Genomic DNA, 17,722 nt, shown 5'->3' with positions numbered 1-17,722 from the left:
CAGCACGCCCCACAGTCCTGACACACCGCGCAAGATGACTTCACGGCTGCTGCGCAACCGATCGGGGATAAATCCCCTCGCCACAAAAAAGCGGTTGTGTGTCAGCAGACGGTGGCATTCCAACGTGCGAGAACGGCCGGCAAATCAGTCAGGCTACGAATCTCGGCATCCGGCAGCCGCTCCGCTTCCCAGACCTTGCCCGCCGGGTTGAACCAGATCGCGCGCATGCCCGCCTGCTGCGCCCCGGCAATGTCGTCGCCCGGATGATCGCCAATGTGCACGGCTGCTTCCGCACTCACGCCACCGCGCTGCAACGCCTCGTGGAACAGCCGCACATCCGGCTTGGCGATACCGATGTCTTCGGCGCACAACGCAAACTTGAAGTAATCGGCGAGCCCGAGGCGGCGTACGTCGGCATTGCCATTAGTGACCACGCCGAGAGCGTAGTGGTTGGCGAGGATTTCCAGGGTGGGTTCGACCTCGGGAAATACCGAGATCTGGTGCCGTGCCTGCAGGAACACTTCAAAACTTTTGTCGGCCAGATCCGAAGCCTCGCCGTGGGCGTACCCGGCGTCTTCCAGTGCGTGGAACAGCACCCGCCGGCGCAGCGCGCTGATGCGGTGCTTGAGGCCCGGTTCGCGGGTCAGCACCCGCTCGCGAATCGCCCACAGATGCTCCACCGGCACCGCGCCCAGGTTCGGTGCGTGTTCGCTCAGCCATTCGCGCAATACCGCTTCGGCGCTGACGATCACCGGGGCGGTGTCCCACAGGGTGTCGTCGAGGTCGAAGGTGATCAACTGGATGTTCATGAATCGTCGCCTTTGCTGCGTTTGGCCCGGGGGTGGGCGCTGTCGTAGACCGCCGCCAGGTGCTGGAAGTCCAGGTGGGTGTAGATCTGCGTGGTCTTGATGTCCGAGTGGCCGAGCAGTTCCTGCACCGCGCGCAGGTCCTGCGAGGATTCCAGCAAGTGGCTGGCGAAGGAGTGCCGCAGCATGTGCGGGTGCAGGTTCTGCCCCAGTTCACGTTCGCCGGCCAGTTTCACTCGCACCTGAATCGCCCGAGGGCCGAGGCGCCGGCCTTGCTGGCTGACGAACACAGCGTCGTCGGCCGGGTTGGTCATGGCCCGCAGCGGCAGCCATTGATCCAGTGCTTCGCGAGCCTTTTTGCCGACCGGCAGCAGGCGGGTCTTGCTGCCCTTGCCGAGCACCTGAACCATGCCGTCGGCCAGATCCAGCTGATCGAGGTTGAGCCCGGTCAGTTCGGACAGGCGCAGGCCCGAGGAGTAGAACAGTTCGAGAATCGCTTGATCGCGACGGGCGAGAAAATCGTCCTCGACCGCACCTTCCAGCAGTTGCAGCGCACGGTCGGTGTCGAGGGTTTTCGGCAAGCGCCGTTCGCCTTTCGGCGGCGCCAGGCCGGTGGCCGGGTCGTGGTCGCACAGGCCTTCGCGATTCAGATAGTGATAGAGCCCGCGCACTGCCGAAAGCAATCGGGCAAGACTGCGTGACGATTGTCCCTGAGCATGCAGCCGGGCAATCAGGCTGCGCAGACGCTGAATATCCAGCGCCGCCCAACTGCCGATGTTCTGCTTGATGCACCAGGCGAGGACTTTATCGAGGTCGCGGCGGTAGGCCGACAGGGTGTGCGGCGACACCTGTCGCTCACTGCGCAGGTGTTCGCAGTAAGCGTCCAGTTGTCGTTCCATGCTCAGCGTACCGAGCGCAGTGAGCTGTTGACCCGTGGCAGCACGCGGCCCATGACTTCGGCGATGTAGCTGAGAAACAGCGTGCCGACCGAACTCTTGTAGTGCTGCGGATCGCGGCTGGCGATGGCCAGAATACCGTGGATGCCTTGGTGGCTGACGGCGACCACGGCGGTGGAGCCGATCTGCTTGCGCTGTTCTTCGCCGAACAGGAAGTCCAGCTCATGCTCACGCAGGCTGCCGCTGACGCTTTTGCCTTCGGTGAGCAGGCCGCCGATGGCGGTTTGCGCGTCGGCGTGGGTCACCCAGCGGCCAACCGAGGCCGGATTGTCGCCGAGCAGGATCAGGCTGACAAAAGGCACCTGGAAATCCTGACGCAGACTGTCTTCGACACTGATCACCACGTCTTCGAGGCTGGCGGCGTCCATCAGCGACAGAATCAGGCGACGGGTCTTGTCGAACAGCCGGTCGTTGTCGCGGGCGACGTCCATCAAATGCGAGAGGCGATGACGCATCTCGATGTTGCGGTCGCGCAAAATGCTCATCTGCCGTTCGACCAGCGATACGGTGTCACCGCGCTGGTGGGGAATGCGCAGGGCGGGCAGCAGTTCTTCGTGCTCGACGAAGAAGTCCGGATGAGCCTCCAGGTATGCGGCAACCGCTGCCGCCTCCAGGCTCTCGGACGCTGATTCGTCGGACTGTCGGGCGGGTACCTGAGGCTTATCGGTCATGGCTTCTGCTCACTCAAAGACGCACTTGTCCTTCGTATACACGCACTGCCGGGCCGGTCATCAGCACCGGATGGCCGGGGCCTGCCCATTCAATGGACAGACGCCCGCCGGGCAGGTCGATCAACAGCGGCGAATCCATCCACCCCTGGCTGATAGCCGCGACAGCCGCGGCACAAGCGCCGGTACCGCAGGCCTGGGTCTCCCCGGCGCCGCGTTCCCAGACGCGCAATTGCGCGCGGTGGCGGTCGATGACCTGGATGAAACCGACGTTGACCCGTGCCGGAAAGCGCGGATGGTGTTCGATTTTCGGTCCCAGTTCATGCACCGGTGCGGTATTGATGTCCTGCACGCGCAGCACCGCATGGGGGTTACCCATCGACACGGCGGCCAGTTCGACCGTGGTGCCGTCGACTTCCAGCTGATAGCTGGACGCCTGCGCCGGTGCGTCGAACGGAATGTCCGCCGGCACCAGGCGTGGTGCGCCCATGTTCACGCCGATCTGGCCGTCGTTACGCACATCCAGCTCGATGATGCCGCCCTTGGTCTCGACGCGAATTTGCCGTTTGGCGGTCAGGCGTTTGTCGAGCACGAAGCGCGCGAAGCAGCGCGCACCGTTGCCGCACTGTTCCACTTCCGAGCCATCGGAGTTGAAGATCCGGTAACGGAAATCCACGTCCGGGTTGCTCGGCGCTTCGACAATCAGCAACTGGTCGAAACCGATACCGGTGTGCCGGTCGCCCCATTGCTTGGCGTGCTTGGGCTGAATATGCGCGTGCTGGCTGACCAGGTCGAGAACCATGAAGTCATTGCCCAGGCCGTGCATTTTGGTAAAACGCAGCAGCATGGGTTACTCCGGCAGCAGGCTTTCGCCGGCAAACAGCTCGGCCACGGTTTCGCGGCGGCGCACTTCCAAAACCTGATCACCGTCTACCAGCACTTCAGCGGCACGGCCGCGGGTGTTGTAGTTGGAACTCATCACAAAGCCATAGGCACCGGCCGAATGCACGGCCAGCAGGTCGCCTTCTTCCAGCGCCAGCTCACGATCCTTGGCGAGGAAATCGCCGGTTTCGCAGATCGGGCCGACGATGTCGTATTTGCGCGCAGCGGAGTCACGCGGTTTGACGGCGGTGACGTCCATCCAGGCCTGATACAGCGCCGGGCGGATCAGATCGTTCATCGCCGCGTCGACGATGGCGAAATCCTTGTGTTCGGTGTGCTTGAGGTATTCGACCTGGGTCAGCAGCACGCCGGCGTTGGCGACGATGAAGCGGCCCGGCTCGAACACCAATGCCAGATCACGACCATTCAAACGCTCGCGCACAGCCTTGATGTAGTCGCCGGCCAGTGGCGGCTCTTCATCGCGATAACGCACGCCCAGGCCGCCACCGAGATCGATGTGGCGCAGGTGGATGCCGCAATCGCCGAGGCGATCGACCAGATCGAGCAGACGGTCGAGGGCATCGAGGAACGGTGGCAGGCTGGTCAGTTGCGAGCCGATGTGGCAGTCGACACCGATCACTTCCAGGTTCGGCAGGTGCGCCGCACGCACGTACACGTCTTCGGCGTCGGCAATGGCGATGCCGAACTTGTTCTCTTTGAGACCGGTGGAAATGTACGGGTGGGTGCCGGCATCGACGTCCGGGTTGACGCGCAACGAGATCGGCGCGCGAACGCCCAGTTCGGCAGCCACCACTTGCAGGCGCTCCAGCTCGTCGGTGGATTCGACGTTGAAGCAGTGCACGCCGACTTCCAGGGCGCGACGCATGTCGTCACGGGTCTTGCCGACGCCGGAGAAGACGATCTTGTCGGCACTGCCGCCAGCGGCCAGCACACGCTCCAGTTCGCCACGGGAAACGATGTCGAAACCGGCGCCGAGACGGGCCAGGACATTCAGCACGCCGAGGTTGGAGTTGGCCTTGACCGCGTAGCAGACCAGGTGCGGCATGCCGGCCAGCGCATCGGCGTAGGCCAGATACTGGGCTTCGATGTGCGCACGCGAGTAGACATAGGTGGGCGTGCCGAAGCGGTCGGCGATGGCGGACAGCGCCACACCTTCCGCGAACAGCTCCCCGCCACGGTAGTTAAAAGCGTCCATGGCGATCCCTTATTGGTAAACGTCGTGCTTGTGTGCTTTGGACGGCTGCTTTTGCGAAGACTGGGCTTGCTCGGCCGGGTCCTGATCGTCATCCGGCAGGTACAGCGGGCCTTTTTGACCACAGGCCGAAACGAGGCAGGCAACCGCGACGAGCGCAGCAAGGGAAGAGATCAGGCGCTTCATGGCGAAATCCTTGAAAATGCGTTAATTGCGCCGGAGTATACCGGCCACCCGGCAGCTTGCCTATGCGAGGGGGTTCCCGTCCGGCGGGGCTCTCTGGATACTGGCAATTCCTGCGGGAGCGCTGGATGGGAAATGGTGCTTGGTCGTTAATCTTTGCAATCGGCCGGCAGCGTCCGTATCTTGCGGCGCTTGAGCCTGACCCGACATTTTTTGAGGTTGCCACAATGAGTTTGTCCGAAGCGCGTTTCCACGATCTGGTCGATGCCACCCAGCAGGCGTTGGAAGAGTTGCTGGAGGATCATGCCGACGATATCGAGATCACGGCCGGCATGATGACCATCAAGTTCGATAACGGCAGCCAGTTGATCATCAGTCGCCAGGAGCCGCTGCGTCAGCTGTGGCTGGCGGCGCGTTCCGGTGGATTCCATTTCGACTACGATGAAGAGTCGGGCAAATGGAGCTGCGAGAAGTCTGAAGAACTGCTCGGTGAAGTTCTGGCTCGTTGCGTTCAGGACCAGACCGGCCTCGAGCTGGACTTCGAAGAGATCTGATCGTGACCGAGGTTGCCCCGCGCCCACCCAAACCGCTCTACAGCAACGTCAGCCCAGCGGTGCCGTCACCGTGCAGCGGCGTGTGCCGGCTGGATGAGCAGAAGGTTTGCCTTGGCTGCTTCCGCCATGTCGAAGACATTCGTGAATGGCGTTCGGCGGACGATCAACGCCGCCGGGTGATTGTTGCCCAGGCCGCCAGGCGCAGAACCACCTCCCTGTAGGAGCTGCCGAAGGCTGCGATCTTTTGATCTTGCTCCTTGAAAAGCAAAGATCGCAGCCTGCGGCAGCTCCTACAGGGTTAGCGGGGTGCCGGGTGGGTGGCTTGTATATTTTTTGAGCTGTGATAGTGTCCGAACACGCCTCAACCCATCGAGGCCTGGTGAAAACCCCGTCTTTTTTGGCGGGGTTTTGCTTTTTTTGTGTGCAGAAGAAAGGAGTCTGCCCGGATCATGACCGCACCTTCCATCACCCTTACCCGTCTGGACGTACAACGTCTGGAGCGCCTGATCGACAACCTGAACGAGAAAGACCAGGCTGCGCCGGGCGTGATCGCGCTGCAAACCGAACTGGACCGCGCCGATACACTGGTCGGCCACGATGAAGTGCCCGCTGATGTCGTGACGATGAATTCCCGCGTGCACTGCCGCGAAGAAGGCAGCGGCAAGGATTATCACCTGACGCTGGTCTATCCCAAGGATGCCAATGCTGACGAAGGCAAGATCTCGATCCTCGCACCGGTCGGCAGCGCGCTGCTGGGCCTGAAGGTCGGTCAGCACATCGACTGGCCCGCGCCGGGTGGCAAGACCCTGAAACTGACTTTGCTGGAAGTCGAGTCGCAACCGGCCAACGGCGGTGATTTCCGCGAGTGACCCCGCCTCAGATCTGTTCGAGCGCCTCGTTCAGGGCGCGCTCCAGGTCGGCCTTGTAGCGCAAATACAGATTGCTTGAACTCTGCCCGTCACCAAGCAGGCCCGAGAGGTCCAGGTCGGTGATGTAGCAGCGATAGCGCTCGGTTTCGCGGCGCTGTTCGACGATCTCCCGGGCGACCACGCTAAACAGCTGGTCGCCATGTTCGAGCTCGCTGAATTCTCGTTGATTGCAATACAGGGTGACCTGCACTTCGCCCGGTGCGGCTTTGCCAATGATTGCCTGCACATCGTAGAACGGTTTGTTCACCGGGGTTTGCGGCGCCGGCCGTGCTTCGACCCGGCGCGCGCGCCCCGGGCCTGAAGGCAATAACTGGTAATACAAGGTTTCGAGGCTGATCGCCGGGCTGCCGTCCATCGGCAACAGTGCTTCTCGCCGGTACTGGATCGATTGCAGGAATCGCTGCAGCGGCACCAGCAGGCTCTGTTCGTCGTGGTACGGCAGATGCTGTTGCCACAGCGCGTTGAACTCATCCAGCACGTACAACTCGGCCTGTTGTTCGGTAATCCGGTAGAACACCTGAATCGCCTCCGGCTGGCCCATGGGCAGAATCAGCGCGAGGTCATGATCCTCCAGCGCCATCGGATCCAGGTGCAGCGGGCTATAGCGCGGCTGTTCTTCACCCAGATAATCGAGCAGCGCCGGCAGGGTGGCGAGCGCGACATGATTGACCTGGCCCGGCACCAGTTCCAGCACGTGATAGTGCTGTTGCACCTGAATCAGGTAGCGGTGATTGAGCTCGCTGAGCAGCAGAGTCTGCGCAGTATCGATGACTTCTTCGACGCGCCGGGCAATGAACTGTGCGCGGTTGTGGCAGAAGCAGCGCACTTTCAATGACGGCTGCTGCGGGCCGCGCGGCAGGTTGTTGAGGTAGTCGCGCAGGCAATCGAGCAATGCGTGGGGACCGTCGAAGCGGTTGACCAGCACTTCGTTCCAGCTGTTGAGCGTGACCTGATCGAGAGTCAATACAAGGTTTTCGCGCACCCCGGCGTAACTCAACGAATCGGTGCGCTCGGTGGTCATCAGGATGTTCAGGTCGCGATGATGCTTGAGCGGGTCGACACCGACGTTGACCAGTATCAGCACCTCGCTCGGCATCGCGGCGCGCAGCAGCGGCTCTTCTGCAACGGTTGGCAGGGGCAGGGCGATGCACTGCTGCAGGCTGCCGAGCAAGTTGAACAACTCGAACTCGCTCATGTCGCTGGTGCCGGGATGAAGGGCCAGGCGCGTGCTGCTGTCGATCACGCCGTTGCGATGGCACCAGGTCAGCAGCTCGAGCAACTCGCGGCTGCGCTTGATCGGCGCAAAGTGCTCCCATTCCAGGGCGTTCAGGCTGCCGTTGTACAAGCCCCACTGGGTTTGCCCGGGCTCTTTCTTGTTCGGCGACTGCACCAGGGTCAAGGTGTCTTCGGCGAGGTCCGGGGCGATGCCGGGATTGATGAATTCGACCTTGTCGGCCTTGCGCTCGAACGCGGCGTACAGGCGACGGCCAAGCACGTTCAGGTCGCGCTTGTTGATCAGGCTGACAGTCTGTTCGCTGCGGGCAAACTGGGTCAGGAAGCGGTAGCTGTAATTCAGCTCATTGACCAGGGCGCGGCGTTCAGCGCTGACCTGGCGGACTTTCCACTGGCTGCGGCTGTCGAGCAAGGCCAGTTGGCGCTGATCCCAATGCCATTCGTGCGCCAGGCGCTCCAGCAGCGAGCGCTGCCAGCTCTGGGTTCGGCTGCTGCCAGTGAGCTTGCGGTTGACCTTGAGGTACAACGCGCGTCGTACCAGCTCCAGCCGCTCCGGCTCGTTGCGGGCGGTCAGGTACTCTTCGATGCGTCGGTACACGACCATGTACGGATCCAGCTCATCCAGATCCAGTTGATTGGCAAACACGGCCTGCTTGTAACGCAGGCTCAAGCACTGCACTGTCGGGTGTTCGCTGGCGTAGACCTCGGTCAGCAACAATTTGAGTACCGATTTGTAGGGCGACTCAATGCCCTTGAACAGTTGCCACAGGCCGGCGCCGATGAACTCGCCCGGCGGAATCGTCGCCAAATGCCCGAGATCCAGCGTCTCGTCGGCGCGGATGAAGCGCTTGGACAGCAAAGTGTGGGTGTACAGGTCGTACGCACTTTCTTCGTAGACCGGCACCAGCCACCAGATCGGCGTGCGTCCGCCCAGCCAGATCGCGGTGCGATAAAACTCGTCCAGCAGCAGATAGTGCTGAGTGCTGCCGCAATTTTCGGAGCTGAGCTGGCTGTCGCGTTCGCCTGTGACGAAACGCACCGGGTCGATCAGAAAGAAGTGCGCCTCGGCGCCTTGGGTCGCGGCCCAGGCTTCGAGCAGCTGGCATTTTTTGCGCAGCTCGGCGATCTCGCTTTCGCCCAGATCCGGCGCATGGCAGACCCACACGTCCATGTCGCTCTGATCGGCCTGGGCCAGGGTGCCGAGGCTGCCCATCAGGAACAGCCCGTGAATCGGCCGTGGCGGGTTGCTGCCGTGGCGTGGTTTGTAGGAGAACGAGCGAGTCAGGCGTTGTGCTTCGGCGAGGGCGGTAGCGTCCGGTTCATAGTTGGACAGCCCGGCTGGCGTGCTGCCGGAAACATAGCCTGGCAGCAGCGGATGATTGACGTGGAAGAACAGCGGCAGCAGGGTCAGCACGCCTTGCTGGCGGGTCGACAGCCCTTCGAGTGCCCGGCCAAGGCGACCTTCATTGAGCTTGAGAAAACGCGCGCGCAGCTGGCTGAGTACCTTGCGGTCGATGCCTTCGTCCAGATCGGGGCGGATTTCATGGGTGCGCGTCATGTCAGCTCAAACCGGCTCGTGGGCTCGGACGAAGAGGGTCTCGGAATGGGAGGCAGTTTAGCCTTTGCACGGCGGGACTTTTAAGCTGAATTTGTTTTTTGACGCCAGATTTTTAGCGCGAGGGCCAGGCAGGCCCGCGGAAATCCCGTGGCAGGAGTTCCCGTGGGCAAAAGAAGGGGGAATCAGGCGGTTTCCTGCTCTCTCAGAATGGTCAGCACGGTTTGCACATTTTGCGCGGCATCGCGACCCAGGCTGGTCAGATACCCGCCATCGGGCTGGTCGGTGAGTTCTTTTTCGAAGAGGCGTTTGGCGGCGGCAATGTGTTTCGGGGCAGCGGTCTGATGAATTTTCAAACCTTCCTGGGAACTGTCCAGGTTGAAGAGTGCGAGGACTTCCAGTTCGGCAACCAACTCAGGGGTAAGCGACATAAGGACTCCAGACTTTCTAGGAATTGGACGACAGCGTCCCTAAGGTGAACCCGCTTTTGCGGCATGTCCAGTGCTCAGATCAGGGATTTTGTCTTGAGACGGATTCCAGTGTAGTCGGGGCCGGAGAGATGGCTGGATGGATGGGTGACAAATTGTGTGGGAGTGAGCCTGCTCGCGAAAGCGGTGTGTCATATAGCGTTGTTTTTGCTGATACACGGCATTCGCGAGCAGGCTCGCTCCCACAAGGGGATATGTTTTGCTTACTGCTTTTCCGCTGGCAGCTCGGGCAGCGCACGCAGTGCGGTTTCATACCACTCGGTATCGAACGCGCGGTCTTCGTCGAGCATCGCGTCAATCTCATAGGCCAGCACGTGCGCCATCAGATTGAGGATCTCTTCGCGCTCGACACCCACCAGGGTCAACTTGTTGAAGGTCGCCTTGGCGGCTGGCGGGTTGTCGCTTTCGATCTGGTTCTCGATGGCTTCGATCAACGTCGCCTCGGTGAACTCTTCTTCGTCGTTGTCGATGTCTGTCGGCTCGCTCATGGCAGGCTCCTCAAGGAAAGGCGCCAGTTTACCCGCATTCAGCGGCGTGATGCTGCTGGCAGGATCGTGACGGGCGATCTATAAACAGTGCCTGCCCACCCCGCACGGCCTGGAGGCTATGTGATGTTCAAGCTCTATGGATTCGCTGTCAGCAACTACTACAACATGGTCAAACTGGCACTGCTGGAAAAAGGCCTGGCGTTCGAAGAAGTCACCTTCTACCCGACGCAGACCCCGGAGTCGCTGGCGATCAGCCCGCGCGGCAAAGTGCCGGTACTCGGCGTCGATGCCGGATTTATTAACGAAACCGCGATCATCCTCGAATACCTTGAGCAGACCCAGAAAGGCACGCCGCTGCTGCCGAGCGATCCATTCGAGCGAGCGCAGGTGTTGGCGATTGCCAAGGAAATCGAGCTGTACATCGAGCTGCCGGGGCGCGCCTGTTATGGCGAGGCGTTCTTCGGCGCGACGGTGCCGGACGCGATCAAGGAGAAAACCAAAGCGGAGCTGTTGCTGGGTTTTGCGGCGCTGGGCCGACACGGCAAGTTCGCGCCGTACGTGGCGGGCGACAGCCTGAGCATTGCGGATCTGTACTTTCTGTACAGCGTGCCGCTGGCCTGTGCGGTCGGGCAAAAACTGTTCGGGATCGATTGGCTGGCGGAGATGCCGAAAGCCAAGGCGCTGCTGGAGCAGCTTGAGCAGAATCCGCATGTGCAGAAGATTGCTGCGGACAAAGAGGCGGCGATGCCGGCGTTTTTGGCGATGATCGCTGCCAAGAAGTGATATTGCGGCGTTTGTAAATAGGTAATCGCTGGCAAGCCCGCTCCCACAGGTCTTTGGGCCGAACACAAAATCGTGTTCCAACAAAGAACCCTGTGGGAGCGGGCTTGCCCGCGATGCTTTTAGCGGCTTGCGATCAACGTCTGACCGCGAACCACCGCTGCCTTGACCTGCGCCGGCGCAGTCCCGCCGATGTGGTCACGGGCATTCACCGAGCCTTCCAGCGTCAGTACGGCAAACACGTCCTGCTCGATCTGGTCGCTGAACTGGCGCAGTTCCTCCAGGCTCATCTCGGCCAGATCCTTGCCGGTATCCACACCGTATTTCACCGCGTGACCGACGATTTCGTGGCAATCACGGAACGGCAGGCCACGGCGTACCAGGTAGTCCGCCAGGTCGGTGGCGGTGGAGAAACCGCGCAGGGCCGCTTCACGCATGATCGCGTGTTTCGGCTTGATCGCCGGGATCATGTCGGCAAAGGCGCGCAGCGAATCGCGCAGGGTGTCGGCGGCGTCGAACAGCGGTTCCTTGTCTTCCTGATTGTCCTTGTTGTAGGCCAATGGCTGGCCTTTCATCAGGGTCAGCAGGCCCATCAGCGCGCCGAATACCCGGCCGGTCTTGCCGCGTACCAGCTCCGGCACGTCCGGGTTTTTCTTTTGCGGCATGATCGAGCTGCCGGTGCAGAAACGATCCGGCAGATCGATGAACTGAAATTGCGCGCTGGTCCACAGCACCAGCTCTTCGGAGAAGCGCGACAGGTGCATCATCGCGATGCTCGCGGCCGAGCAGAATTCGATGGCGAAGTCGCGATCGGAAACGTTGTCCAGCGAGTTACCGCCGACGGCATCGAAACCCAGCAGTTGCGCGGTGTATTCGCGGTCGATCGGGTAGGTGGTGCCGGCCAGCGCAGCGCTGCCCAGCGGCATGCGGTTGGTGCGCTTGCGGCAGTCGACCAGACGCTCGTAGTCGCGGCTGAGCATTTCGAACCAGGCCAGCATGTGGTGGCCGAAGGTCACCGGTTGTGCGGTCTGCAGGTGAGTGAAGCCGGGCATGATGCTCGCCGCTTCACGGTCGGCCTGCTCCAGCAGGCCTTTTTGCAGGCGAGTGATTTCGGCCAGGATCAGGTCGATTTCGTCACGCAGCCACAGGCGGATGTCGGTGGCGACCTGATCGTTACGGCTGCGCCCGGTGTGCAGTTTCTTGCCGGTGATGCCGATGCGGTCAGTCAGGCGCGCTTCGATGTTCATGTGCACGTCTTCGAGGTCGACGCGCCAGTCGAACTGGCCGGCCTCGATTTCGCCCTGGATGGTCTGCAGGCCATCGATGATGCTGTCGCGCTCGGCATCCGTCAGCACGCCGACCTTGGCCAGCATGGTGGCGTGGGCGATCGAGCCCATGATGTCGTGGCGATACAGGCGCTGGTCGAAAGTGACGGAGGCGGTGAAGCGGGCGACGAAGGCGTCGACGGGTTCACTGAAGCGGCCGCCCCAGGACTGATTGGTCTTGTCAGTGCTCATGAATTCGCTCGTATCGGCTTGGAGAAAGAAGGCGTGAAACGCTGGCGCGGATAATAACAGGGTTGCCAATCCTGTCGCTGACACCGGTCGATACGTTTTTTTCTCATCTGCTCGTTCATAGTCGGCGCCGTCTGCAAGGGATTTGCGCAAGGATATTTTTCGATTGAGCAATATCGGCCCGGCAAGCGTCTACAGTTGGACATAAGGGTCGGCGCGACTGCAGATCGCGCTAAGGTCTGGACGCCGACTATAAGAAGAGGGGGTGGGTGGATTTGTCCTTTGGCATACCCCGTGAAAAACGCAGAAAACAGCGGGCTTTGAGCAGTACGACCCGGACACTGGCAAATATTGCTGGCCGACGTACGGCACTTTTTGGCGCTCGGGCTAGTCTTAGCGTGGATCGCGGTGACGGACGTCACTTCACCTGTCTACGCTATCCTTGTGCGAGACTCACGCAGGAATCCAGCGCAATATGAATGTCCTGATCGTTGATGACGAACCACTGGCTCGCGAGCGCCTCAGCCGAATGGTGAGCGAGCTCGAGGGTTATACAGTTCTGGAGCCCAGCGCCACGAATGGCGAAGAGGCGTTGGCGCTGATCGACAGCCACAAGCCGGATATCGTGCTGCTCGATATCCGCATGCCGGGCCTCGATGGCCTGCAGGTGGCTGCCCGTCTGTGCGAGCGTGAAACGCCGCCGGCCGTGGTGTTTTGCACCAGCCCCGATGAATTTGCCGTGGAAGCCCTGCAGGCCAGCGCCGTGGGCTATGTGGTGAAACCCGTGCGAACCGAACATCTGCATGACGCCCTGAAGCGGGCTGAACGTCCCAACCGGGCGCAACTTTCGGCCCTGACCCGGCCTGCCGCCGAAAGCGGCAACGGCCCGCGCAGTCATATCAGCGCCCGAACCCGAAAAGGCATCGAGCTGATCCCGCTGGATCAGGTGGTCTATTTCATTGCTGATCACAAGTACGTGACCCTGCGCCATGAAAGTGGCGAGGTGCTGCTGGACGAGCCGCTCAAGGCCCTCGAAGACGAATTCGGCGAGCGTTTCGTGCGCATCCACCGTAACGCGCTGGTCGCCCGCGACCGTATCGAGCGTCTGCAACGCACGCCGCTGGGGCATTTCCAGCTATTTCTCAAAGGCCTCAATGGTGATGCGCTGATCGTCAGCCGGCGGCATGTGGCCGGTGTGCGCAAGATGATGCAGGGCCTCTGACCCGGTCTTCGCGCGCGGTTGCACTTTCTTCTGCCGGGCATTGCAGGCCAGGGAGGCCACGCCGTTTCTGATTCAAGTCAAAGTGGATTTGGCTGAGCTGTTATTATCCGTCGTATCTATTCAGTACGGATTGATCCATGTCCTCTCGCGAAATCCGCATCGCCACCCGTAAAAGTGCGCTGGCCCTCTGGCAGGCCGAATACGTCAAAGCCCGTCTTGAGGAGGCCCATCCGGGTCTGCTGGTGACGCTGGTGCCCATGGTCAGTCGCGGCGACAAGCTGCTCGACTCACCGCTGTCGAAAATCGGTGGCAAGGGGCTGTTCGTCAAGGAACTGGAAACCGCGCTGCTGGAAAACGAAGCCGACATCGCTGTGCACTCGATGAAAGACGTGCCGATGGACTTCCCCGAAGGCCTGGGGCTGTTCTGCATCTGCGAACGTGAAGACCCGCGTGATGCCTTCGTTTCCAATACCTATCAAAGCCTGGATGCGCTGCCTGCCGGCGCTGTCGTCGGCACTTCCAGCCTGCGTCGTCAGGCGCAACTGTTGACCCGTCGCCCGGATCTGGAAATCCGCTTCTTGCGCGGTAACGTCAACACCCGTCTGGCCAAGCTCGATGCCGGCGAGTACGACGCGATCATTCTCGCGGCAGCCGGCCTGATTCGTCTCGGTTTCGAAGACCGCATCACCTCGGCGATCAGTGTCGACGACAGTCTGCCGGCCGGTGGGCAGGGCGCGGTCGGCATCGAATGTCGTAGCGCCGATACGCAAATCCACGCCCTGCTCGCACCGCTGCATCATGCCGATACCGCTTCGCGCGTGACCGCTGAACGTGCTCTGAACAAACATCTGAATGGCGGCTGCCAAGTGCCGATCGCCTGCTACGCCGTGCTTGAAGGTGAGCAATTGTGGCTGCGTGGTCTGGTGGGCGAGCCGAGCGGCGGCAAGCTGCTCAGCGCCGAGGCCCGTGCGTCGCGCGCCGATGCCGAAACACTGGGTGTGAAGGTCGCTGAAGACCTGCTCAGTCAGGGTGCCGACGAGATTCTCAAAGCGGTGTATGGCGAGGCAGGTCACGAGTGACTGCGTGGCGCCTGCTGCTGACGCGTCCTGCAGATGACTGCGCGGCGCTGGCCGGGGTGTTGGCCGCAGAAGGTTTTTTCAGCAGTTGCCTGCCGCTTCTGGACATCGTGCCGCTGCCAGTCTCTGACAAGATACGTCGGGCACTGGCGCAACTGTCGGGCTGCAGCGCAATTATCGTGGTCAGCAAACCGGCGGCGCGGATTGCGCTTGATCTGCTGGACGCTCATGGGCCTGGGTCGTTGTCGATGCCGTGGTTCAGCGTCGGCGCGGCGACCGCGCAGATTCTTCGCGATCACGGTCTCGACGTACACTTTCCTGCCGACGGCGATGACAGCGAAGCTCTGCTGCAATTGCCGCGTCTGCGCGAAGCGGTCAGCGGGGTCGACGCGCAGGTGCTGATCCTGCGCGGGGAGGGCGGTCGCGAGTTGCTCGCCGAGCGCCTGCGTGCGCTAGGTGCTAGTGTCGAGTATCTGGAGTTGTACAGGCGTGACCTGCCAGCCTATGCCCCGGATGAACTGCCACGACGGATCGAAGCGGAACGCTTGAACGGGCTGGTGGTCAGCAGTGGACAGGGTTTCGAGCACCTGTGCCAACTGGCCGGCGCTGCCTGGCCGGCGATTGCGCAGTTGCCGTTGTTTGTGCCAAGCCCAAGGGTCGCCGAGCTGGCACGTGCCGCCGGGGCCCAAACAGTTGTGGATTGCCGTGGCGCGAGTGCTGCGGCTTTGCTGACGGCGTTACGGGAGCATCCCGTGCCCGTTCTCTAATGCAAAGGATGGATACGTGAGCGAAACAGCCTTGCCTAAAGATGATGTCCAGCCTGTGATCGATGCCCAGGTTGAAACGCCACCGCCGGCCCAAGCGCCGCGCCGAGGCAACGGCCTGGCCATTGTCGCCCTGTTGCTCGGCGCTGCCGGCGTGGCGATCGGTGGCTGGGGTGTCTGGCAGGTGCGTCACCTGCAGACCAACACTGCGCAGCAGTCCGGCCAGGTGCAGGCGTTGAACGATCAGGCGCAGAGCCTCAAGCTCAACGAACAGCGCCTGACCGAGCGTCTCGCGCAACTGCCCGGTGCCGATGAGCTCGCCGAGCGCCAGCGTCTGGTGACGCAACTGCAGGGTGATCAGCAACGCCTCAATCAGCGTCTGGAAACCGTCCTCGGTGCCAGCCGCAAGGACTGGCGTCTGGCCGAGGCCGAGCATCTGCTGCGACTGGCCAGCCTGCGTCTTTCGGCCTTGCAGGACATCAGCAGCGCGCAGGCGCTGGTGCAGGGCGCTGACGAAATTCTCCGTGAGCAGAATGATCCGGGATCGTTCGCCGCCCGCGAGCAAGTGGCGAAAACCCTCGTCGCGCTGCGCAGCACCGAACAGCCGGATCGCACCGGCCTGTTTCTGCGCATTGGTGCCTTGCGTGACCAGGTCATCGAACTGACCGAACTGGCCCCGGAGTACAAGGATCGTGGCGAGTCACTGCTGGGCCTGACCGCTGACGGCGATGGTGCCAGTCGCTGGGCGCAGTGGTGGGATCAGGTGTCGCGTTACATCCGCATCGATTTCAATGCCGACAAGAACGTGAAGCCACTGCTGGCCGGGCAAAGCCTGAGTCAGGTGCGTCTGGCCCTGAGCCTGGCGCTGGAGCAGGCGCAATGGGCGGCGCTCAATGGCCAGGCGCCCGTCTACACCCAGGCGCTGACCGAAGCGCGGGACGTGCTCAAGGGCAATTTCAACCCGGACAATCCGCAGAGCAAAACCATGCTCGAACAGGTTGCCGAGCTGAGCCAGCAACCGGTCACCGTCAAGACGCCGGACCTGACCGGCACATTGAGCGCGGTGCAGGCTTATCTGGAGCGGCGTAACGTCAACGCTGAAGAGTCGGTCAAACCGTTCGCCAAACCTGCCGCCAGCACCGCGCAGGAGACCACGCCATGAAACGCCTGTATGTGATCGTGTTTCTGGTGATTGCGGCGACAGCGGCACTGGGCCTGGCGATTGCCGAGCACTCCGGTTACGTGCTGATCGCCTACAAGAGCTTCCGTTATGAATCGAGCCTGTGGGCGACGCTGGCACTGATCGCCGTGTTGTGGCTGCTGATTTGGGGCATCAAAGCCCTGGTCGAGCTGGTCATGGCCTCCAGTGGTGTGGTCAACCCGTGGTCGCGACGTAATCGCAGCCGGCGGGTGCAGGTGGCCATCGAACACGGGCAACTGGATCTGGCCGAAGGTCGCTGGGCCAGCGCGCAACGTCATCTGTCTCGCGCCGCCGAGGCCGAGCGCCAGCCGTTGTTGTATTACCTCGGCGCGGCACGCGCGGCCAACGAGCAAGGCAAGTACGAGGAGTGCGATCAGTTGCTTGAGCGTGCGCTGGAGCGCCAGCCGCAGGCCGAACTGGCGATTGCCTTGAGTCATGCGCAATTGCAGACCGATCGTGGTGATACCGACGGCGCCCTGGTGACCCTGCAAGCGATGCACGAGCGGCATCCGCATAACGTGCAGACTTTGCGGCAGTTGCAGCGTCTGCATCAGCAGCGCGGCGACTGGTCGGCGGTGATTCGCCTGTTGCCGGAACTGCGCAAGGACAAGGCTCTGCCGCCAGCCGAACTGGCTGAACTGGAAAGGCGAGCCTGGGGTAACAACCTGTCGCTGGCGGCGCATCGTGACGAGGACGGCAAGGTTGGTCTGCAGTCACTCACCCGTGCCTGGGAGCAATTGACGTCCGCGCAGCGCCAAGAGCCGGCACTGGTGCTGGCATACGCCGAGCAACTGCGTCAGCTGGGCGCACAGGTTGAAGCGGAAGAAGTCCTGCGCAGCGCCCTCAAGCGCAAGTACGACAGCCATCTTGCTCGGCTGTATGGCCTGGTGCGCGGCAGTGATCCGGCGCGTCAGTTGCAGACCGCCGAAGGCTGGCTCAAAGAGCATCCGGCCGATCCGAGCCTGTTGCTGACCCTCGGTCGTCTCTGTCTGCAAACCAGTTTATGGGGCAAGGCACGGGATTACCTGGAAAGCAGTCTGCGGCTGCAGCGCAATCCGGAGGCCTGTGCAGAGCTGGCGCGTCTGCTCGCGCAACTGGGTGACACCGAGCGCAGTAACCAGTTGTTCCAGGAAGGTCTCGGATTGCTGGATGAGCGCCTGCTGGCCGCGCCGTTGCCAGTGCCGGTTCACGCCTGATATCGCGAGGGAGC

19 protein-coding genes are annotated in these 17,722 nt (G+C 62.0%); 9 read left to right on the top strand and 10 right to left on the bottom strand.

Going from position 1 to position 17,722, the window contains the following annotated elements; genetic code table 11:
• Positions 1 to 101: 101 nt before the first annotated feature.
• Genes HXW87_RS02340 through HXW87_RS02315 form a run of 6 tightly spaced genes read right to left on the bottom strand, consistent with a single transcriptional unit; the run spans position 102 to position 4,711 of the window.
• A complete protein-coding gene (locus HXW87_RS02340; RefSeq protein WP_182403109.1) occupies positions 102 to 809 on the bottom strand; it encodes an HAD-IA family hydrolase in 708 nt (235 codons plus the stop codon).
• Positions 806 to 1,705 (bottom strand): tyrosine recombinase XerC, encoded by a 900-nt coding sequence (gene xerC / locus HXW87_RS02335; protein ID WP_239778390.1) that lies wholly within the window; start codon positions 1,703 to 1,705, stop codon positions 806 to 808. The genes HXW87_RS02340 and xerC overlap by 4 nt, the downstream gene beginning before the upstream one ends.
• Before the next feature lie 2 nt (positions 1,706 to 1,707).
• The gene (locus tag HXW87_RS02330; protein WP_041071987.1) at positions 1,708 to 2,433 is read right to left on the bottom strand and encodes a DUF484 family protein; all 726 of its coding nucleotides are present in this window, start codon (positions 2,431 to 2,433) and stop codon (positions 1,708 to 1,710) included.
• Between the two features lie 13 nt (positions 2,434 to 2,446).
• Positions 2,447 to 3,277: a diaminopimelate epimerase gene (gene dapF / locus HXW87_RS02325; protein ID WP_041071988.1), complete on the bottom strand. Its 831-nt coding sequence runs from the start codon at positions 3,275 to 3,277 to the stop codon at positions 2,447 to 2,449.
• Between the two features lie 3 nt (positions 3,278 to 3,280).
• On the bottom strand, positions 3,281 to 4,528 hold the full coding sequence (lysA, locus tag HXW87_RS02320; protein WP_047297260.1) for a diaminopimelate decarboxylase: 1,248 nt from the start codon (positions 4,526 to 4,528) through the stop codon (positions 3,281 to 3,283).
• A 9-nt stretch (positions 4,529 to 4,537) separates the two neighbouring features.
• Positions 4,538 to 4,711, bottom strand: a complete 174-nt coding sequence (locus tag HXW87_RS02315; RefSeq protein ID WP_007911098.1) for a lipoprotein — start codon at positions 4,709 to 4,711, stop codon at positions 4,538 to 4,540.
• A 224-nt stretch (positions 4,712 to 4,935) separates the two neighbouring features.
• Between HXW87_RS02315 and cyaY the strand changes: the two genes are divergently transcribed.
• The 3 genes from cyaY (at position 4,936) to rnk (ending at position 6,131) form a co-directional block, all read left to right on the top strand.
• Positions 4,936 to 5,262, top strand: a complete 327-nt coding sequence (gene cyaY / locus HXW87_RS02310) for an iron donor protein CyaY (protein WP_041071991.1) — start codon at positions 4,936 to 4,938, stop codon at positions 5,260 to 5,262.
• 2 nt (positions 5,263 to 5,264) lie between these two features.
• Positions 5,265 to 5,483 (top strand): DUF1289 domain-containing protein, encoded by a 219-nt coding sequence (locus HXW87_RS02305; RefSeq protein ID WP_047297259.1) that lies wholly within the window; start codon positions 5,265 to 5,267, stop codon positions 5,481 to 5,483.
• A 228-nt stretch (positions 5,484 to 5,711) separates the two neighbouring features.
• Positions 5,712 to 6,131 carry a nucleoside diphosphate kinase regulator gene (gene rnk / locus HXW87_RS02300; RefSeq protein WP_041071993.1) on the top strand — a complete coding sequence of 140 codons (420 nt, stop codon included), beginning with the start codon at positions 5,712 to 5,714 and terminating at the stop codon, positions 6,129 to 6,131.
• Positions 6,132 to 6,138: 7 nt separating this feature from the next.
• Here the strand turns inward: rnk and HXW87_RS02295 are convergent, their stop codons facing one another.
• The 3 genes from HXW87_RS02295 to HXW87_RS02285 form a co-directional block, all read right to left on the bottom strand.
• A complete protein-coding gene (locus HXW87_RS02295) occupies positions 6,139 to 8,982 on the bottom strand; it encodes a class I adenylate cyclase (protein WP_239778389.1) in 2,844 nt (947 codons plus the stop codon).
• Between the two features lie 182 nt (positions 8,983 to 9,164).
• A complete protein-coding gene (locus HXW87_RS02290) occupies positions 9,165 to 9,410 on the bottom strand; it encodes a TIGR02647 family protein (protein WP_003229392.1) in 246 nt (81 codons plus the stop codon).
• A gap of 260 nt (positions 9,411 to 9,670) precedes the next feature.
• Positions 9,671 to 9,955: a hypothetical protein gene (locus HXW87_RS02285; RefSeq protein ID WP_047297257.1), complete on the bottom strand. Its 285-nt coding sequence runs from the start codon at positions 9,953 to 9,955 to the stop codon at positions 9,671 to 9,673.
• A 123-nt stretch (positions 9,956 to 10,078) separates the two neighbouring features.
• On the opposite strand from HXW87_RS02285, the gene HXW87_RS02280 reads away from it, so the two are divergent.
• Positions 10,079 to 10,738: a glutathione S-transferase gene (locus HXW87_RS02280; protein WP_047297256.1), complete on the top strand. Its 660-nt coding sequence runs from the start codon at positions 10,079 to 10,081 to the stop codon at positions 10,736 to 10,738.
• A gap of 119 nt (positions 10,739 to 10,857) precedes the next feature.
• Here the strand turns inward: HXW87_RS02280 and argH are convergent, their stop codons facing one another.
• Positions 10,858 to 12,252, bottom strand: a complete 1,395-nt coding sequence (gene argH, locus HXW87_RS02275) for an argininosuccinate lyase (protein ID WP_047297255.1) — start codon at positions 12,250 to 12,252, stop codon at positions 10,858 to 10,860.
• 472 nt (positions 12,253 to 12,724) lie between these two features.
• Between argH and HXW87_RS02265 the strand changes: the two genes are divergently transcribed.
• From HXW87_RS02265 to HXW87_RS02245, 5 genes are all read left to right on the top strand, one after another.
• Positions 12,725 to 13,471 (top strand): LytTR family DNA-binding domain-containing protein, encoded by a 747-nt coding sequence (locus tag HXW87_RS02265; RefSeq protein WP_041072003.1) that lies wholly within the window; start codon positions 12,725 to 12,727, stop codon positions 13,469 to 13,471.
• 137 nt (positions 13,472 to 13,608) lie between these two features.
• Positions 13,609 to 14,550, top strand: a complete 942-nt coding sequence (gene hemC / locus HXW87_RS02260; RefSeq protein ID WP_239778388.1) for a hydroxymethylbilane synthase — start codon at positions 13,609 to 13,611, stop codon at positions 14,548 to 14,550.
• On the top strand, positions 14,547 to 15,314 hold the full coding sequence (locus tag HXW87_RS02255) for a uroporphyrinogen-III synthase (RefSeq protein WP_239778387.1): 768 nt from the start codon (positions 14,547 to 14,549) through the stop codon (positions 15,312 to 15,314). The genes hemC and HXW87_RS02255 overlap by 4 nt, the downstream gene beginning before the upstream one ends.
• Before the next feature lie 16 nt (positions 15,315 to 15,330).
• Positions 15,331 to 16,473, top strand: coding sequence for a uroporphyrinogen-III C-methyltransferase (locus tag HXW87_RS02250; protein WP_047297252.1), 1,143 nt, complete (start codon positions 15,331 to 15,333; stop codon positions 16,471 to 16,473).
• Positions 16,470 to 17,708 (top strand): heme biosynthesis protein HemY, encoded by a 1,239-nt coding sequence (locus tag HXW87_RS02245; RefSeq protein WP_041072010.1) that lies wholly within the window; start codon positions 16,470 to 16,472, stop codon positions 17,706 to 17,708. Before HXW87_RS02250 ends, HXW87_RS02245 begins: the two co-directional genes overlap by 4 nt.
• The last annotated feature ends 14 nt before the right edge of the window (positions 17,709 to 17,722 follow it).

The organism is Pseudomonas sp. Y5-11 (assembly GCF_022368695.1).
In the GTDB taxonomy this organism is placed as follows: Bacteria; Pseudomonadota; Gammaproteobacteria; order Pseudomonadales; family Pseudomonadaceae; genus Aquipseudomonas; species Aquipseudomonas parakoreensis.
Note: the sequence above shows the minus strand (reverse complement) of the source record. Positions and strands in the feature narration are given on the sequence as shown.